Source organism: Brevibacterium sp. UCMA 11754, assembly GCF_021532275.1.
Classification (GTDB): Bacteria; Actinomycetota; Actinomycetes; order Actinomycetales; family Brevibacteriaceae; genus Brevibacterium.
The window spans coordinates 271292-290190 of sequence record NZ_JACBOT010000031.1 but is presented as its reverse complement, the minus strand read 5'-3'; the positions used below and the strand labels follow the sequence as shown (position 1 = coordinate 290190).

Here is an 18899-nt window from a genome sequence, read left to right as displayed (position 1 = left end):
GCAGCGTGCCATGGAGCTTTACTATCTGGCATAGTATACTAACTTCCATAGTAAACGTTTTGTCCGAAGCTGCGCAACGAAGGGACCCTCATGCTGTTCTCCTACCTCTCTGAGGCGGCCCAGTCGCTTCGGATATGGGGCACCCGCCGCATCGTCGTCGCCATCGCGGCGGCCGGTGCTTCCGTTTTCGTCATCGGATTGTCCACGGTGCTGATTCCCAACTCCTTCTTCTCCAGAGACATCCCTCCCGAGTGGTGGGACTACCCGGTCTGGATTCTCATGTCGGTCCTCTTGGGCCTTCTCATTGCCACCTATGTCCGCGAGCCCGGCCCTCGCAGAACCGGTTCCCGTGGAAACAAAGACGTTGCCGATGCGGTCGACGATGACTTGGTCGATGAGGACGTAGTCGATGAGAGGGCTGAACGTCGCGGCGGCACCTTCGGCACCGTGGGCGGCATGCTCGGATGGTTCGCCGTCGGATGCCCCGTGTGCAACAAGATCGCGCTTCTGGTGCTCGGCTACACTGGGGCTCTCACATACTTTGCGCCGCTGCAGCCTGTGCTGGCGGTGCTGTCGGTCATCCTGCTGCTGGTCGCGGTAGTCGTCCGCCTCAAGGGGCAGTTCTCCTGCCCGGTGTCCAATCGTGAAAGGAGCCGCCTGTCATGACATCAGCGTCGGATTCGACTGAGAAGTCATCACCGATTCGCCTCGGTGCTCTCGAGCAGCAGGTCATGGACCTGCTGTGGGACGAGGGGTCGTTGACGGTCAGGCAGATCATTGAGGACTTGGACAATGTTCCCGCCTACACAACGATCGCGACCGTGCTGACGAACCTTGAGCGGAAGGGCCTCGTGCGGCGTGAGCGACAGGGCCGATCGGTGCTGCACCGTCCGATCATCAGCCGCGAGGAGCATGCGGCGACGCTCATGCAGAAGGCGCTGCTCAACGGGGGAGACCGGGCGGCATCGATCCTGCACTTCGTCGAAGGCATCGGAGCCGAGGACGTCGAGCTCCTCCGTAGCTATCTCAACTCCAAGGATGAACGCGGATGAGTCTGCTGCTCATCGGCGCCGGCGCAGTCGCTCTGTTCGCCCTCATCTCCTTCATCGGTCCTTTTCTCGTGAGAACGGCCGCGCCGGTTCTCATGCGGGTACCGCGGTTGGCCGTGTATGGGCTCCTGTCGGTGTCCCTCATGTGGTGGGCCGTCGTGGCAGCGCTGAGCCTCATGGCGGCCTCGCTGTTCAAGGGTCCGGACGTTCTGCCCGTTCCCCTTGCCGATGTGTGCCAGCGGTGCCTCATCGCAGCCAGTCCCTTCCCCGGGCTGGCGCAGGTCGACACAATGGTCCCGGTCGTCCTCTTCCTCATCTTCCCGCTTGTGCTCTCGGTGGTCTCCGCCGTCTGGGCGCTGCATCAGCGGACTCGTCGCAGGCAGGCGAATTCGGCTGAAGCTCAGCGACTGCGCCGGGGCTCGGCGGTCGCCGATATCAACGGGCATTCACTGAACGTCCTCGATGGTCGGGCCCCGTTCGCGTTCTCACTGCCACAGAAATACGGCGGTGTGATCGTCTCCGAAGCTTTGTGTGCGACCTTGGAGAAGAATGAGCTCACCGCCGTGCTCGAGCACGAAAGAGCCCACGTCGAGGGCGGGCATCATCGGGTGATGGCAATCGCCGACACCTTCGTGCGACCGCTGTCGTTCATTCCCTTGTTCGCCGAGGTGGCTGCTTCCATTCCCCTCTATCTCGAGATCATTGCCGACAACCGAGCTCGGCAGGTTGCCGGCACACCGGCTCTGGCCAGCGCTCTCCTCAAGATCGGGCAGCCCACGAGCCAAAGCGACCACCTCGGCGGCCTCCATGCTCTCAATATCGCCGGGCCCGACCGCATTCGACAGCTGGTCGCACCGGCCACTATGACATCCGGGGTACTGCCGGTGGTGGCTCTGGTCAGCGTGCTCGCGGCATTCGTCACCGTCTTCTCCTCAGTCTTCTACTCCTACGCCACGGTGCTGGCCACCGGATGCGCCATACCCTGACTCACCTCGGTGAAGTGGTCACCGCTCGGACTCAAACCACTTCGGCCACTCAGATGCATATCATGCTGGAAGGGAGCATGAGGAGAGTGATGAGTGGATAGTCGAGAACAACAGGGGCCGAGCAGGGGAATGCTGACGGTCCTGCTGGGCGCTGTCGGTGCCGGACCGCTGCTGCTCTACGGACTCAGTGCTGTCAGCGACTCGATCATCGTCGACCTCGGCATCTCGGAGGCTCAATTCGGTCTCCTGGCCACCGCCTGCTTCACCTGTGCGGCCATCGGCAACGCCACACTGGCGCGTGTCGCCGACAGGCATTCGGACATGTTCCTCATGACCATTGTGTTCGCACTCGCCGCCGCGGCATTGGCGCTGGTGGCGGTCCCGGCAGGATTCGGAATGCTGCTCGTCGCCGCAGCACTGTCGGGCATTGCACAGTCCTTCCCCAACGGGGTCACCAACCGGATCCTCCTCGAACGAGTTCCGGTGCAGAAGCGGATCGGCTGGGTGGGAATCAAGCAGTCGGGGGTGCAGGTCAGCCAGCTGGTGGCCAGTGTGGTCTTTCCGCTGCTGGCCGCGGCCGCAGGGTGGCGGGGCGCGGCCCTGGTCATCGCACTCGTCCCGCTCGTCCTTATGGTGATGACCTGGCGTGCGCTGCGTGCCGCACCGCTGCTGGCCGAGACGTCGGCGCCGGTTGCCGAACCTGATCCCGGCGAACCCGATCCTGGCAACCCCGATCTCGCCGAGGCTGCCGACGTCACCGCTGGTCCTGCCGCACCGGTGGCGCCCGCACCAGCCGCCTCGCCGCGGTACCCGGGCATGATGTGGGCGCTGGCGGCCTTCGGCCTGCTCAACGGCATCGGTGTCCAGGCAACCAACGTCTACATGCCGCTGTTCTCCGTGCGCGAGTTGGACTTTCCACTCGTGCTCGGCGGTGTCACCGCCGCAGTGGCCGGTGCGATCGGTGTGGCCGCCCGAGTCGGCTGGGCCAGGCAGATGGCCCGCGGTGCATCCGGGCCCCGCGTGCTACTGCTTCTTGCGCTCATCGCCGTCGCCGGTGCCGCCTTGTTCTTCGCCGCTGGTGTTACCGGCTGGCCGTGGCTGCTGTGGATCGCGGCGGCACTGCACGGCACCTCGGCACTCGGCGTCTCTGTCGTTCTCATGAGCGCTCTCATGCGGTCGATTCCCGCGACCGCGATGGCGTCGGCAAGTGGAATGGTCACCGCCGGGATGTTCACCGGGTTTGCCCTCGGGCCGGTGGCTATGGGCGTGCTGGTCAGCTCACCCGGTGGCTTCTCGCTGGGCTGGGCCGTTGTCGGACTGGTCTACCTGCTCTGCGCGCTGCTCGCTGTGGTGCTCATTCGCGCAGCGAACAGAGCAGCCTGATCCGGTCATTGATGCGACTGTTCCGGACAGCGGAGGATACTCTCCCTCAGACAGTCACACCAGGTCTTGTCTGTTGTGTGGAGTCTGCTTAAACTCCCCGATAGATGGCACAGACAGGTAACCGGTGCGAACTGATACAGCGAGGTGTCTGATGAGCAAGGATGTTGAACTCGGAACCATCACGACCGACGTGCCGGCCCGCATGGACCGACTCCCGTGGGCTCGATTTCACTGGATGGTTGTCGTCGGCCTCGGCAGCGTGTGGATCCTCGATGGACTCGAAGTCACGATGGTCGGCAATGTCGCCGCCCGGATGACCGAGGACGGCAGCGGCATCGATATGACTGCCGGACAGATCGGCACTGCGGGGGCCATCTACGTGCTGGGGGCGTGCGTCGGCGCCATTGTCTTCGGTCAGCTCACCGACAGGTTCGGTCGCCGCAAACTCTTCCTGATCACCCTCGTCCTCTACCTCGTGGCCACCGTCGCCACGGCGTTCTCCTTCTCACCGTGGTACTTCTTCATCGTCCGCTTCCTCACTGGTGCCGGAATCGGCGGCGAATACGCAGCCGTGAACTCTGCCATCGATGAACTCATTCCCGCCCGGGTGCGCGGACGCATCGACCTCATCATCAACGGCTCCTACTGGCTCGGTGCCGCCGGAGGAGCGGCGACGACGCTGTTCTTCCTCAACACCGACATCTTGCCGCAGATGATCGGCTGGCGACTGGCCTTCGCCGTCGGTGCACTGCTGGCGATCTTCGTCTTCGTCGTGCGCAAGAACGTCCCCGAGAGTCCACGATGGCTGTTCATCCACGGACAGAAGGACGAGGCCGAATGCATCGTTGAGAATATCGAGACCGACATCGAGGAGGCGACTCAGGACAAGCTTCCGGCACCGGATCAGACGATCACGATCCGCCAACGCAAGACGATCTCCTTTGCCGAACTGGCGAGGGTCGCTTTCAAGCTCTATCCGCGGCGGGCGATTCTCTGCCTGCTCCTCTTCGTCGGTCAGGCCTTCCTCTACAACGGAATCACGTTCAACTTAGGCGGCATCTTCAACGGCTTCTACGGGGTGGCCGCGGCGAGTGTGCCGATCTTCATCATTCTCTGGTCTTTGAGCAACTTCGCCGGGCCCGTTGTCTTGGGCAGGCTCTTCGACACTATCGGACGCAAACCCATGATCGCGTTCAGCTATCTGGGATCCGCGATCGTTGCAGTGGTCCTCGCGTTTGTCTTCAACGCGGGCATCGGCAACGCCTGGGTATTCCTCATCATTCTTGTCGTCTGCTTCTTCCTCGCCTCCTCCGGCGCCAGCGCCGCGTACCTCACCGTCAGTGAGATCTTCCCGATGGAAACCAGGGCCCTGGCGATCGCCTTCTTCTACGCGATCGGCACCGCCGTCGGTGGCATCGCAGGGCCGCTGCTCTTCGGCAACATGATCGAGTCCGGCGACCGGTCGCTGGTCGCGATGGCATTCTGCATCGGCGCAGGGGTCATGGCTCTGGGCGGGGTCGCCGAGATCTTCCTCGGTGTCAAGGCCGAAGGCGCGAACCTCGAGGACATCGCCCGCCCCCTGACAGCCGAGGATGCCGACGAGGCCAAGGATGAGTTCGCATCGAAGAAGACTTCCGAGGCGGGGGAGCGGAAGGTGCCGCAGAGCCGACGGCAGAGGCTGCGTCCTGGTCCCGGTTCGGTGGGAATATACTCCCCATGGCCATCGGTGTCCTCACGCGATGTCCCACCCGAGGTCTCGGCCAACGAGGTGCAGGGCATCATCGCCTACGTCGGCGACATGCAGCCTGTTTCAGAGACGGAGCTCTACCGCGCCATCGGCGCCCGCCATTGGGGCCCGGGTCGTTTCCACTCCTCGGTGCGCGAAGCGATCAGGCAGGGACACATCCGGCGCAATCGTCGCGGCAGACTGGAGTCGACTGCCCATTGAGCGGAAGTGACGGGACTGCACAGGCGTCCACAGTAGAATAGGACGCATGCGTAAACGTGTGCTCATCATCATTTTGGCCGCCCTCGCGGTGCTTGGTCTGATCGCCGGTATGCTCAGCGGCACCCCAACGTGAGGGCCGCCCCGTCACTCGATGAGAAGGTCCGAGAGGGTCAACGCTGTGACAGGCAGCCGGTCGACGCAGCTGAGTGCCGCCGCATGAGAGGGACGACAGGGCACGGAAGCTAGGTTCAATCCATCGATTTCCGGATAGTCTGGGGCTCTGATCGACGATGCCCAAGCACCGCTGCCGTCAAGAGATGACGTTTCCTCACTGGTTCGCACCACTTCGGTTCGCACCACTTCGAGCTTGTTGGGCTCCACACTCAGACCATGTCCAGTCGTCTTCAGCGCAGCTTCCTTGGCTACCCAGAGTTCGAGACGCCTCCGGTCTGAGTTCGTACAGTCGGAAGTGCGCTCACTCGGGGCCAGCACATAGTCATCGAATCCGGGGAAGACCTCGCTTGGGAGACCTTCGATGTCGAAGCCGATGGGTGAGGACGGCGGCGCGGAGCCGACCAGCACCATCGTTCCCGAACGAGACAGGCTGACTTCCGCGCCCGTGACCTGGGGCTTGCCGTGTGGGCCGCCGCAGCTGCGGCAGCAACGCGTGAACTCCAGGTCACCAGCACTGCGAACATCCACGCCGAGTCGACGAGCAGCGACGAGGCGCAAGGCGAGATGTGCGCAGCGATAGGCGATCCGATCGGATGCATGGCGCAGGCGATCGGAGCGCTTCACCTCAGCCGGTGAGAGCAGTGAGGCGAGCCATGGGTGAGCCGACTGCGTCTCGCGCACCTCGTTGATGTCGCACACCAGGTACTCGATCCCGGCAACGGTCATCTCTTGCTGATCCCCCGGTACTGGGACACCGCGATCGTGGAGAAGATCGCAATGACTGCCACGCAGCTGATCACGGCGTAGAGCATCGGGTTGTCTGCCGCCCATCCGGTGCCCGAGGTGTACCCGGCGGGAGAGACATTGCCGAACAGTTCTCGGACGCTGGTTGCCACTGCAGTGACGGGATTCCATGAGGCGATCGCCTGCAGCGGTCCGGGCAGTGAATCGACCGAGACGAAGGCCCCGGAGAGGAAGGTGACCGGAAAGAGCCAGATCAGGCCGAGGCTCTGAGCCACCTCGACACTTCGCGCTGTCAACGCGATGAACGCTCCGATCCACGACATGGCGAATCCGAAGAGGAGCAGGAGCAGGATGCCGAGGAGCGCTGACCATGGGCCTTCGGTGATGCGCCACCCGATGATCAGTCCGCAGACCATGGTGACGGCGAGGGAGATCACACCGGTGGCCAAGTCGGAGGTGGTCCGGCCGAGGATGACTGCCACGCGGGACATCGGCAGCGATCGGAACCGGTCGATGAGCCCCAGCTGAAGGTCCTTGGCGAGGTAGACGGCCGTGAATGAGGAGTTGAAGGTCAGCGTCTGGGCCAGGATTCCCCCGATGAGGAACTCCCGATAGGGTGCGCCACCCAGGCTGCCGCCGAAGACGAATGCGAGCAGGAACACGAAGATCACCGGCTGCACGACGCCGGTGACCAGGGCTCCGGGGGTGCGGCCCACGTTGAGGAGATTGCGCCAGGCGATGACGGAGCTGTCGCGTGCCGCCGAAGTGATGGTGCTCATGCTTCCACCTCGACTTCCGACTGCGGCTGAGGCGATGGTTCCGCAGTGGCCGGGCTTCCAGTCAGCTCCAGGAAGACGTCGTCGAGCGTCGGACGGCACAGTGCCGCCTCGGTGACGAGGACACCGGCTCGGTCCAGGGCGCCGAGCACCTCCAGCAGAGTCTTCTGTCCCTGCGGGGCCGGGACTGTGAGGCGCTGACCCGTGGAATCGCGCTGCGGTGTGACCGAGCCTCCGAGGATACGTTCGATGATGCGCAGAGTCTCGGCGAGGAAATCGGAGCTGAGCAGGGTCAGCGCGATGCGTTCTGCGCCGAGGCTGACCTTGAGTTCGTTCGAGGTCCCCTCGGCGATGACTCGACCGGAGTCGATGACGGCGATGCGATCCGCCAGCTGATCGGCTTCCTCCAGATATTGGGTCGTCAGCAGCACCGTGGTTCCTTGGCCGACAAGAGTGGAGATGACGTCCCAGGTGTCCAGCCTGCCGCGGGGGTCGAGGCCGGTGGTGGGTTCGTCGAGAATCACAACCGGTGGCCTGTAGACCAGAGCCGAAGCCAGGTCGAGGCGCCGTCGCATGCCACCCGAATAGGCGCCTGCTCGTTTGTCTCTGACGTCGACGAGGGCGAACTCCCTGAGCAGTTCGCGAGCTCGAGCTCGCGACTCGGTGCGGCTCATCCCGTAGAGGCGGGCGACCATCAGGAGGTTCTCGTAGCCGGTGAGCTTCTCATCGACCGCCGCATACTGTCCGGACAGTCCGATGCTGCGGCGCACGGCGGTGGGATCGGCTGTCACCGAGTTCCCCGCGACGGTCGCGTCTCCGGAGTCGGGACGGATCAGCGTCGACAGAACCTTGACCGTGGTGGTCTTGCCTGCCCCATTGGGCCCCAGCAATCCGAAGATCTGTCCCTGGTCGACCTGCAGATCGATTCCGTCCAAGGCTCTGAAGCTTCCGTAGTTCTTCCTCAGCTGGTCAATGCGGATCACTATGACGCGATCTCGGCGAGCCGGCGCGGAGTGATGTCCGTCCAATTCGCCTCGACGAATTCGAGGCATTCATCGCGCTGAGCCGGGCCGAAGGCGATGACCCAACCAGCGGGCGCATCGGCGAACGTCGGCCATAGGGAATGCTGTTGGAGGTCGTTGACGAGTACACGGAAAGTGGCGGTGGTGTCATCAAAGGGGTTTTGCACTTTTCCTCATCTCCTGTCGATTGCTGGTGAGATATAACGCTTACATCTGTGGTTCGGCGTCATCGTCCAAGTGGATTGCCATCGCGGGAAGAATTTCTCGAAGGGCAGGCACTGTGAGCATGCCTGCGTGTCGTGCCGGGACTTCGGTGACGTGAATGTGACCAGTGACATATGGCCGCCATGATTCGGCAGTGGGGGTGCCGGGCGGAACATCCTGGGTGGCTGTGAAGACCACGACATCGCCGACGAATCTCTCCGCTGGAGCTTCCCGGAGCAGTCGAGACATGGTGAAGAACCCGTCGGTCATCGCCTTCATGGTCTCAGTCGACACGTTGCCCAGCGGATTGCCGAGTTCGCGCAGCAGCTCCAAAACCCGTTCGTCGTCGAGGTCTTCCGTTCCGACCCGAACGCCAGGATGATTGGCGCCGAGGTAGTCGGCCCACAGCTCCGGACCCACGACCATTTCGTTGGCGGCTTGACCGTCGGGGAAGGCGTCGAGGATCCCGAGGAAGGCAACGTCCTCACCGAGCTCTTGCAGCCGCGCGGCCAGGCGGTGCGCCAGAATGCCGCCGAAGGACCAACCCAGCAGGTGATACGGACCCTCCGGCTGCACCGACCTCATCTGCGCGATGTAATCGTCGGCGAGCTCGATCAGCGTGTGAGCAGAGACCTGCTCCGGATCCTCCGGTGCCAGTCCCGGCATCTGCAGGCCGATCAGCGGACGCTGTGCATCGAGGCCGTGGAGCATCGTTGCGAAGCCCCAACTGATGCCGGTGGCCGGATGCACCGTGAAGAGAGGAGCCTTCGTGCCCGTCGTACGCAGCGGAAGCAGACGCTGCAGGCTGTCCCTGACCGAATCAGCAGTCTCCTGGCCAGCTTCGTCCACCAACTGCTCGACTGTCGGCGAGCGGAAGAGGGACTGGACCGAGAGTTCGGCACCGAGGGCCTCGTTGACGGCTGCGATGAGCGGTCGGGCGAGGAAGGAGTGGCCGCCGAGTTCGAAGAACGACTCGTCGATCCCGACACGGGGCAGTGAGAGCACCTCGGCGAAGATGGCGGCCACGGTCTCCTGGCGTGGCGTGCGAGGTGCCGAACGCGACCCGAGCTCTGTCTGTGATGGGTCGGGAAGCGCTGACTCATCGATCTTGCCGTGCGCTGTCAGTGGGATCTCGTCGATGACAACGATCCGCGGCGGGACCATATAGTTCGGCACCATCGACCGCACATGTCGCCGAGCCTCATCGGCGAGGTCTGCACGCTCCTCTCCCGCTCCCGGGGCAGTGGTCCCAGCCGCTACGACATAGCCGACCAGCGCCATGGTGGCGGCATCAGCGCCGAATGGCCTCACGAGTGCGTCCTTGACGTTCGGGGCCGAGCGCAGTGCGCGTTCGACCTCGCCGAGTTCGACCCGGAACCCGCGGAGTTGGATCTGGTTGTCGCTGCGACCCAGGAAGCTGAGGCCGCCGTTGTGATGACGAACAACGAGGTCCCCGGTCCGGTACATGCGTTCACCTGGCTCACCGTAGGGATCACTGACGAAGCGTTCGGCGCTCAGTCCGCTGCGGCCTCGGTATCCGTGTGCCAACTGGCGCCCGGCGAGATAGAGCTCTCCAGTCGTCCCGGCTGGCACATGGTGGAGTCGTTCGTCGAGCACATAGCCGCGCATGTGCTGCAGTGCCGAGCCGAGAACCGGAGCCGCGGAGGCGGCTACGGGCCCGGCAAAGGCGTCGACAGTGGTTTCGGTGGGGCCGTAGAGGTTGTAGGCACTGATGCCGGGGCGTTCGCGCAGCCACCCCCAGAGGTCCTCATCGATCGCCTCACCGCCGAGGGCGAGAGTCACTGGGTCATCTGCCTTGGCCGCTTGGTCGATCAGTTCCAGGAAGTCCGGTTCTGTTCTGAGCTGACGCAGGTAGCTGGGGGTGGTCTCCCAGAACCCGATACGCAGATCGCGGAGCAGGTGTGCCAGCTGCTGTGGGTCGCGCTGGACCAGTGTGGAGGTGATGTGGACGCGGTGCCCGACCATCATCCACAGCAGGGGGTCCCATGCGGCGTCGAAGCCGATACCGGTAGTGTGAGCCACTGTGACCTGCTCGGCACCGGTGGCCGGGGTCGGCAGATAGGTGGCGCGGTGGGAGGCGAGCAGGTTCGCCAGCGCATCGTGGCCGACTTCAACGCCTTTGGGCCGTCCAGTCGAGCCGGAAGTGAAGGTCACATAGGCCGCCGGATCGAGTTGTCCCGCCGGAGGCGTCTGTTCCGGTGCCGCAGTCACCGAGACTGGCCACGGCCAGGTCGGTCGGGCATCGTCGACTGTGCCGTCGAGGGCTGAAATCTCAACGATGGGAGGGGCGATCCCGGCCTCGGCGAGGACAGGTGCCAGCTCCTCCGCGGTTCCTGTTTCGGCCAAGACGATGCTCGGTGTCGCATCGGCCAAGATCGCAGTCGTGCGACCTGTGGGGTAGTCGATGTCGATCGGGTTGTAGGCAGCACCGGACTTGAGAACGGCCAGGGTGGCGACGATGATGCCGACCCCGCGGCTCAGCCGCACGGACACCGTCGACCCGGGCCCGGCACCGAACCTGACGAGTTCGCGGGCCAGCAGATCGGAGGCTTCGTCGAGTTCCCTGAACGTCAGCGAGGTGTCGGCTGATTCCACCGCGGTGGAATCGGGCAGCTGGCGCACAGTGGTGGCGAAGACATCGAGGACCATCGGCAGAGAACCCGAGGAGACCGGGCCGGCGAGTTGGTTGATCGCGTGAGTGACCTCTGCAGTCTCGAGGAGGCAGATGTCGGAGATCGACCTCGCGGGCTTCTGCACGAGTTCGGCGACGAACCTGGACAGATTCTCACACATGTCGCTGATCGTTGCGGTCTCGAACATCGAGGAGTTGTAGTCGAGCACGACGTCCAGACCGGCTTCGGGAGTCGACCTGCCTGAGGCGGTCCTGCGGAAGGTGAAGGAGAGGTCGAACTTCGCATCTCCGGTCTCGACCTCCGGTTCGATGCTCGTGTCGACTCCCGGGAGGTCGAGGAGGGGAGAGGCCGTATTCTCCAGGGAGAGCATGGTTTGGAACAGAGGATGGCGGCCCAGCACCCGGGGCGGATTGATGGCTTCGACCAGCCGCTCGAATGGTACGTCGTCGAGTTCCAGTGCGTCGATGACCGCGGTTCGGGTGCGCGCAAGCAGGGTGTGGAAATCCGGTTGGGAGGAGACATCGGTGCGGATCGGGACGGTGTTGACGAAGAGCCCGACCATGTCCTCGAGCTCTGGGTCCGAACGTCCGGCGCTCGGCGAGCCGATGACGACGTCCTCACTGCCGCCGATTCTGCTGAGGAACCCGGCGAGCACTGCGTGCAGCGCCATGAACAGGCTGGCTCCCGCCTCGGCGGCGATGGCGGTCAGGCGTTGCGTCGTGCGGTCGTCGAGGCGGAAGTGATGGTGACGGCCGGCTTGACGGGCGGTATGCGGACGAGGATGGTCCGAGGGCAGCGGCGTTTCGGACGGAATGCCCGCCAAGCGCTCGGTCCACAATTGGGTTCTGTGCTCCAGGAGCGGACGACCGTCACCGACAAGAGTCTGCGTTTCAAGCACGTGACGCTGCCACAGAGCAAAGTCAGCGTACTGGACGTCGAGCTTTCGTCGCATCGGTTGGGCGGAGCCGCGCAGTGCGGCATAGGCGGTCGCCAGGTCCTGAGTCAGCGGCCCCAAGGACGCTCCGTCGGTGGCGATATGGTGCATGACGAGATGAAGGACCCATTGGCCGCCTTCGGCGAAGAGGACAGCCCGCAGGGGCAGGTCGGTGCTGAGGTCGAATCCTCGGGCGGCTTCCCGGGCCATCTCCTCTGTGGTCGCGGCCGGCGACGGGGTGGTGCGGCGATCGAGGATGCCGTGTCCGGCCTCTGGCGGCAGGATGTGCTGGACAGGTCTGCCATCGATGGTCGGATAGATGGTGCGCAGGATCTCGTGCCGAGTGATGACCTCATTCAGAGCCTGGGCGAGGATATCCGGGTCCAGGTCTCCCTCAAAACGCGCCGCGAGAGAGATGGTGTAGTCGGAGGCCCTGGTGTCGAGCTGATTGAGGAAGTGCATTCTCGCCTGCCCGAAAGACAAGGGGATCGCGTGAGGGCGAGCACTCTGGGAAGAGCGTTTCCACTCGGACAGGCGCAGCCCCGAAGTGGCACCGGGGTCAGCGGTGGGCACCTCTTCGGTGCGTGCTGACCTGCCTTCATCCAGTCCGGTCGGCAGGTTGCGGGACGAGCCATCGAGGCGGCCCAGCAGGGCCGCGGGAGTGGGAGCATCGAAGATCGTTCGCAGCGGAAGATCGGCGTCGAATGCCTCACGGATGTGACCGATGAGCGAGACGGCGAGCAGCGAATGACCGCCCAGCTCGAAGAAGTCGTCGTCGAGTCCGATGTGCTCGGCCTCGAGCACGAGCGAGAACTGCTCACACATGGTGCGTTCGTCCTGAGTCTGGGCGGCGCGGGAGGACCGGCCTCCCGTCAGGTTCGGAACCGGCAGACGACCGCGGTCGAGTTTGCCGTGAGACGTCAGCGGAATCGAGTCGACTGAGATGAGCACGCGTGGGACCATCGGTGCCGGAAGTCGGCGGGTGAGATGGCTGCGGATGACGCTCTCCTCGACGTCGCCGGCATAGTAGCCGACGAGTCGTGCCGATTGCGGGTCCTGCGGGTTGTCGACTACGGCCGCGGCCTGTTCGACGCCCTGGCAGGCGGTCAGCGCATTTTCGACGTCTCCGAGCTCGATCCGGTACCCGCGCAGCTTGATCTGGTCGTCGTCACGGGAGATGAAGTCGAGGCGCCCGTCCGAGGTTCGGCGGACCAGGTCACCCGTCCGGTACATGCGCTCGCCGTCGCCGTGTGGGTTCGCGACGAACCGCACCGAGGTCTCTGCCATGCGGTTGACATAGCCGGTGGCGATTCCGTCTCCTGCGAGATAGAGCTCGCCGACGACGCCGTGGGCAACTTCGCGAAGATGCTGGTCCAGGACCAGAGCCTGAACGTTCCTGACCGGATGCCCGATCGTGGTGTGCTCTCCTTCGATCTTTGCGGTGACTGAGTCCACGGTGAATTCGGTGGGCCCGTAGAAGTTATAGGCTCGTGTACCCGCGTGCTGGGCCAGTTCACGCCACAGGTCATCAGGCACGGGTTCTCCGCCGAGAGCGATCGTCAGCACAGGGGTCTTGCGGTGCTGTGTCTCGCCACGGCCGTCGGCGTGATCGGCGCGATCAGGGTCGTGTTCGAGGGCTCCGACCCGGTCAAGGAGACCGGAGGCAATCAGCTGACGCACAAATGAAGGCGTGGTCTCGAGCGCATCGATCTGCTGCTCACGACAGAATTCCACGAGCGCCTCGGCATCTCGGCGCACATCTTCGTCGACGATGTGCAGGCTCGCTCCGGCCACGAGCCAGAGCACCGGGTCCCAGGCGGCGTCGAAACCCAGACCGGCGGTGTGTGCGACTCTGACCGACTCTTCACCCAGGCCTGCCTCGGCGAAGATCGTCTCCTGGTGGTGAGCCAGGAGATTGGCCAGCCCGAGGTGGGGCACAGCGACGCCCTTGGGTGTTCCGGTGGACCCGGACGTGTACATCTCATAGGCGCGGTCATCGAGATTCGGACGGTAGGCGTCCCCGCGAGCGAATGCTGGTTCGGCATGCAGATCCGCGGTGGAGATGGCTGTGCCCGCTCGCACCGGCACGTCGGGGGAGTCGATGATGACGGCGACCGGGTCGCTCACGTCGAGGATCAGCCGGATCCGTTCCTGCGGGTAGCTGAGGTCGATGGGAACGGCGATGGCTCCGATGCTCAGCACCGCCAATGGCACGATGATGGCATCGGCGGATCGTGGCAGAGCGATCGCGACCCGCTGACCGGGTTCTATGCCTCGCCGGCTGAGCGCGCGGCCGTAGCGGTGCACGCGGTCCCCGAGTTCGGCAAAGCTCAGTTCGGTGTCCTCGGCCACGAGTGCGGTCCGCTCGGGGTGACGGTGGACAGTGGTGTCGAGCGCGTCGATGATCGTCGTCTCGACTCGCTCGCGATCGGCTCCGCGGCTCTCCTGGCGAATAGTGTCGAGCTCTGCGCCGCTGAGTACCTCGACGTCTGAGAGAAGACGGTTCGGTTCGGTGGCGAACTGTTCGAGCACGTCCACGAACCTGGCGGCGATCCCGCGGGCAGTGGAGTCGTCGAAGAGTGTGGAGTCGAATTCCAGGGAGCCGCTGATTCCGGCCGCCTCACCACGGCGTTCGGCCAGATCGAGGAGCAGGTCGAACTTCGCCTCCGAGACCTGCGGGCCGGAGTCCGGCTCGACGTTGAGGTCGCCCATGTCGATATCGACAGGCTCCGTGTTCTGCAGTGTCAGCATCACCTGGAACAGGGGGTGAAGACCTTCAGAACGCGGTGGGTCGAGCTCGTCGACGACGCGCTCGAACGGGGCATCCTGATTGGCGTAGGCCGCGAGGTTGGATCCGCGGACTCGGTCGATGACGTCGGCAGCACTCGGATTGCCCGAGGTGTCGGTGCGCAGGACGAGCGTATTGACGAAGAACCCGACGAGTTCGTCGAGCTTGGTCTCGGTTCTGCCTGCGACTGGGGTGCCGATGGGGATGTCACTGCCCGCACCGAGCTTGTCCAGCAGGACGGCGAATGCCGCCTGCAGCACCATGAAAAGGCTGGCATTGCGCTCGCTGGAGAGTCTGCGCAGTCCGGCATGGACCGTGGGACTGATGTCGACCGGAATTGCACGGGAGACAGATCCTGAGTTCGCAGCACTTCTGGTCCGATCAGCGGGGAGGCGCAGCTGTGAGGGCGCGTCGGCCAGCGTGTCCTTCCAAAATGCCAGTTGGTGCGAGAGCGCACTGTTCAGGTCGTCCTCGGTTCCGAGGGTCTCTCGCTGCCACAGGGCGTAGTCGGCGTACTGCACAGGAAGAGGGGGAAAGGCCGGGGCCCGACCCTGCCCGCGGGCGCGATAGGCGGTGGAGAGGTCTCTGGCCAGGGGTCCAAGTGACCAGCCATCAGCGGCGATGTGGTGCAGAGTCAGCATCAGCACATGCTCATCCTCGCTGAGCCTGATGAGGAGGGCCCTGATCGGAAGTTCTGTGGAGACGTCGAATCCTCGGGTGGCCTCAGCTTCCACGGTGTGGTGGACGAGCCCTTCACTGACGCCGACCGTGGACATAGCGACGCGGGCGTTGGCCGGGTTGAGAATGACCTGCTCGGGCTGCCCAGCCGTCCAGGGGAAGACGGTGCGCAGGCTCTCATGCCGCGCGGTGACGTCATTGATGGCCGATTGCAGCGCATTGACGTCGAGTCGTCCGCGCACGCGCAGAGTCAGGGGAATGTTGTACGCCGCGGAACTCGGATCGAACTGGTTGATGAACCACAGACGAGCCTGGGCATATGAGAGTGGTACCTGGGTGGGTCGGTCTGCGGCGACGAGCTCATGACCGGCATCGTCGGTGGTGGCCTTCGGGTCGAAGCGGGCGCTGAGCTCGCGGACCGTGGGGTGTTGGAATACCTCGCGCAGGGCGGGTGCGGTGGCGAAGCTCGTGCGCAGGTTGGCGACCAATTGGGTGGCGAGCAGCGAGTGTCCGCCGAGTTCGAAGAAGTCATCGTCGATGCCGACGGAGTCGATGCCCAACACGTCGCTGAAGGCCTCGGCCACGATCCGTTCTTGGGAGTCTCTCGGCGCTTCGGATTCGGAACGTGCCGATTCCGGTTCGGGGAGGGCCTGGCGGTCGAGTTTGCCGTTGACTGTGAGTGGAATGCTCTCAATCTGCATGATGAACGAGGGAACCATGTAGTCCGGGACACGGGTCTTCATACTGCGGCGCACCTCGGCGGTATCGAGCTGCGAAGGAGAGGTGACGAAACCGAGCAGCTGAGCATAGCCGGCCTGGTTCTGCCTGAGTTCGACGATGGCCGAACTGATCCTGGGATCAGACTGCAGGGCGAGTTCCACCTCAGAGAGTTCGACTCGGTAGCCGCGCAGTTTGATCTGCTCATCGGCGCGGCCCAGAAACTCGATGCCGCCGTTCAGGGGCCGGCGGACGATGTCTCCGGTACGGTACATCCTCGAACCATCGTCGGCGAACGGGTCGGCAACGAAGCGCTCAGATGTCGTACCGGGACGGTCCACATAGCCGCGCGCCAGGTTGAGCCCTGCGATGTAGAGCTCTCCGGTGGCCTGTTCGGGCACAGGGGCCAGCCGGGAATCGAGGACGTAGTGCCGAGTGTTCGTGACGGACTGGCCGAGGATCGGCGACGTGTCGGCAGCGATGGTTGCAGTCAGACTGTCGACGGTGGTCTCTGCCGGTCCGTACAGGTTGTAGGCGGTCATTCCTTCACGCGCGGCCAGCTGTTTCCAGAGTCCGCTGTCGACTGCTTCTCCGCCCAACGCGACGACGCTGGGGTGGCCGTCCGCGCCGAAGCTGCTGTGAGCCAGCAGAGCCTTGATGAAAGAGGGCGTCGTCTCGATGGAGTCGATGCCGTGGGTGGTGAAGTAGGCCGTCAGGGCCTCTGGGTCGCGGCGGGTGAGCGAGTCGATGAGGTGGAGTTCATGCCCGGCGAAGAGCCACAGCAGCGGGTCCCATGCGGCGTCGAATGAGATCCCTGCGGTGTGTGCCACCCGCAGCCCGCGACCGAGGCGTTCCGCGGCCGGAGCGAAGATGGTCTCCTGGTGGCTGAGGAAGAGATTGAGCAGCGACTGATGTTCGACGCCGATGCCCTTGGGCCGGCCGGTCGACCCGGACGTGAAGATCACATAGGCGAGGTCGTCGGGTGCCGGAGTGGCCCCCGGTGCCGTCTGAGAGGTCCTGGACGACAGTGCAGCGGCGAGTGCGTCCGAATCCAGGTCGATGACAGGTCGGTCTGTGAGAATCGTGGTCTCTCCGTCAGGGCCGGGCACGCTTGAGGAGTTGAGTACGAGGGCCGGGGCAGCATCGGCGACCATGGCTTCGATTCGGGCCGCCGGATGATCGGGATCGAGGGGAACGAATGCAGCTCCCGCCTTGAGGACCCCGAGCACAGCGACCGGCATCGCCGTGGTCCGTCCGATGCGTGCGGCGACGCGTGTACCCGGGCCGACGCCCTGCTGGCGAAGATGGCCGGCCAATTGTGTCGAACGGCGATCGAGTTCGCAGAAGCTGAGATGCCCGTCATCGGCGACGACAGCGGAGGCGAAGGGGGTCTGATGCGCGTGGCTGACGAATTCGTCGACCACGGTGTGGTGGGGGATGTCCTGGACTCGGCCCTGTCCGCCGGCGATGACCTCGTCTGCTTCGCTGTCGTCGAGCAGAGACAATCCGGCCAGAGGCTGAGCGTGACCGGGTTCCAACTGAGCGTGACCGGGATCCAGCTGGGCGAGCACGGAGAGGAAGCGTCCGAGGTGATCGGCGAGGCTCTCTTGGGAGTAGAGCTCGGCATTGGCCTCCAGCCGAACGATCGCAGTTCGTGAGCCTCTGCCGGAGGTGTTCTGGTCCGCGCCCAGGCCGTGGACGATGATCGACAGATCATCGACGGGCCCCGTGGACAGAAGATGAAGGGAGGCCTGAGCCTGGCCGAAGCTGATGTCATCGACGGCAGGGAAGATGTTGACCGAGGGCCCGATGTAGCTCGTGTCGGTATCGAGTTCCTGATATTGGAATCGTTGGTGGATGAGTGTCGAGCGCAGGGCGGAACCCGTGCTCTCAAGGAGTTCGGGGAAGGTGGTCTCGGGTGCAGTGGTCAGCTGCAGCGGCAGGATCTTCGACATCATCGACGGCACTGATTTGGCCAGTGCGCTGCGCCGGGCCGTCACCGGCAGGCCCACGGAGACGGTCTTCCGACCTGTCATCCTGTGCAGATAGGTCGCAGCCGCTGCGAGGATGAGCGTCGGTGCCGACTGGGCACTCGCCAATTGCCTGGCCAGCTCCGGGGGTATGTCGGCGTTGGCTGTGACCAGCTGTTTCGCCGAGGCAGGCGGACGTCCCGCCAAGCCCGTGGCGGTCTCCGACTCGGCGATGGTCTGTGACCAGAAGTCGGCATCCGTGCGGAAACGCTGTGACGCCCGGTAGTCCGCCTCCTCGGCCACCAGGGCCTCCAGGCTGCCGAAAGGCGAATCCGATGGCTGTGCGGCAGGATCAGCCAGCTCACCGTACAGCTGCGACTCGCGTCGCAGGATGAGCACGGCAGAGTAGCCGTCGACGAGGAGGTGGTGGGCTCGCTGGTAGAAGATCCAATGGTCGTCGCCGAGGTGGAACAGCTCAGACCTGAGCAGCTCACCGGTCTCGATATCGTGAACGGTGGCGAGGTCGGCTTCCATGAGGGCCTGGGCCTTTGCCATGGATTCGTCGACCGACCCGCCTCGCAGATCATGGAAGTGTAGGTGACTGCGAGGCGAGCCGTGCTTTTGGAAGACTCCCTGATCGTCTTCGCCGAAGACGACGTTGAGCGAATCGGCCTCGGCTACGGTGGTGCCGACGGCACGTCGCATGACATCGATGTCCAGAGGCCCGAGAATTTCGACGTACAGCCCGATCTGGAATGTCGGGTTGTCGGGTTCGATCTTCTGGGCATACCAGATGCCTCTTTGTGCGGACGTGAGTTCGATGCGGGGGGAGTCTTCAGTCATTGTGTCTTTCGAACGCGAGAGTGTGATGC

Annotated in this window: 10 protein-coding genes; 5 read left to right on the top strand and 5 right to left on the bottom strand. The window is 64.2% G+C overall.

Annotation, left to right across the window (positions count from 1 at the left end; all coding sequences use genetic code 11):
• Positions 1–90: 90 nt before the first annotated feature.
• The 5 genes from HX613_RS18260 to HX613_RS18240 all read left to right on the top strand — a co-directional run bounded on the left by HX613_RS18260 (position 91) and on the right by HX613_RS18240 (position 5366).
• Positions 91–666 (top strand): hypothetical protein, encoded by a 576-nt coding sequence (locus tag HX613_RS18260; RefSeq protein ID WP_235346630.1) that lies wholly within the window; start codon positions 91–93, stop codon positions 664–666.
• Complete coding sequence (locus HX613_RS18255; protein ID WP_235346629.1) at positions 663–1052, top strand: BlaI/MecI/CopY family transcriptional regulator; 390 nt, start codon at positions 663–665, stop codon at positions 1050–1052. The genes HX613_RS18260 and HX613_RS18255 overlap by 4 nt, the downstream gene beginning before the upstream one ends.
• Positions 1049–2035, top strand: a complete 987-nt coding sequence (locus HX613_RS18250; RefSeq protein WP_235346628.1) for a M56 family metallopeptidase — start codon at positions 1049–1051, stop codon at positions 2033–2035. Before HX613_RS18255 ends, HX613_RS18250 begins: the two co-directional genes overlap by 4 nt.
• 93 nt (positions 2036–2128) lie before the next feature.
• A complete protein-coding gene (locus HX613_RS18245; protein WP_235346627.1) occupies positions 2129–3418 on the top strand; it encodes an MFS transporter in 1290 nt (429 codons plus the stop codon).
• Positions 3419–3569: 151 nt separating this feature from the next.
• Positions 3570–5366 carry an MFS transporter gene (locus tag HX613_RS18240; protein WP_235346626.1) on the top strand — a complete coding sequence of 599 codons (1797 nt, stop codon included), beginning with the start codon at positions 3570–3572 and terminating at the stop codon, positions 5364–5366.
• 144 nt (positions 5367–5510) lie between these two features.
• On the opposite strand, the gene HX613_RS18235 is transcribed toward HX613_RS18240, so the two are convergent.
• The 5 genes from HX613_RS18235 to HX613_RS18215 are packed head-to-tail and all read right to left on the bottom strand — an operon-like array spanning position 5511 to position 18870.
• A complete protein-coding gene (locus tag HX613_RS18235; protein WP_235346625.1) occupies positions 5511–6266 on the bottom strand; it encodes a 4'-phosphopantetheinyl transferase family protein in 756 nt (251 codons plus the stop codon).
• Positions 6263–7063 carry an ABC transporter permease gene (locus tag HX613_RS18230; protein ID WP_235346624.1) on the bottom strand — a complete coding sequence of 267 codons (801 nt, stop codon included), beginning with the start codon at positions 7061–7063 and terminating at the stop codon, positions 6263–6265. The genes HX613_RS18235 and HX613_RS18230 overlap by 4 nt, the downstream gene beginning before the upstream one ends.
• Positions 7060–8043, bottom strand: a complete 984-nt coding sequence (locus HX613_RS18225) for an ATP-binding cassette domain-containing protein (RefSeq protein ID WP_235346623.1) — start codon at positions 8041–8043, stop codon at positions 7060–7062. Before HX613_RS18225 ends, HX613_RS18230 begins: the two co-directional genes overlap by 4 nt.
• Positions 8043–8249, bottom strand: a complete 207-nt coding sequence (locus HX613_RS18220) for an MbtH family protein (RefSeq protein ID WP_096159599.1) — start codon at positions 8247–8249, stop codon at positions 8043–8045. The genes HX613_RS18225 and HX613_RS18220 overlap by 1 nt, the downstream gene beginning before the upstream one ends.
• A 40-nt stretch (positions 8250–8289) precedes the next feature.
• Positions 8290–18870, bottom strand: coding sequence for a non-ribosomal peptide synthetase (locus HX613_RS18215; RefSeq protein WP_235346622.1), 10581 nt, complete (start codon positions 18868–18870; stop codon positions 8290–8292).
• Positions 18871–18899: the final 29 nt, after the last annotated feature.

Excerpts from the sequence above, each read along its gene's own strand:
- HX613_RS18230 (WP_235346624.1), bottom strand. The coding sequence starts at position 7,063 with ATGAGCACCATCACTTCGGCGGCACGCGACAGCTCCGTCATCGCCTGG.
- HX613_RS18255 (WP_235346629.1), top strand. The coding sequence starts at position 663 with ATGACATCAGCGTCGGATTCGACTGAGAAGTCATCACCGATTCGCCTC.
- HX613_RS18240 (WP_235346626.1), top strand. The coding sequence starts at position 3,570 with ATGAGCAAGGATGTTGAACTCGGAACCATCACGACCGACGTGCCGGCC.
- HX613_RS18235 (WP_235346625.1), bottom strand. The coding sequence starts at position 6,266 with ATGACCGTTGCCGGGATCGAGTACCTGGTGTGCGACATCAACGAGGTG.
- HX613_RS18250 (WP_235346628.1), top strand. The coding sequence starts at position 1,049 with ATGAGTCTGCTGCTCATCGGCGCCGGCGCAGTCGCTCTGTTCGCCCTC.
- HX613_RS18215 (WP_235346622.1), bottom strand. The coding sequence starts at position 18,870 with ATGACTGAAGACTCCCCCCGCATCGAACTCACGTCCGCACAAAGAGGC.
- HX613_RS18260 (WP_235346630.1), top strand. The coding sequence starts at position 91 with ATGCTGTTCTCCTACCTCTCTGAGGCGGCCCAGTCGCTTCGGATATGG.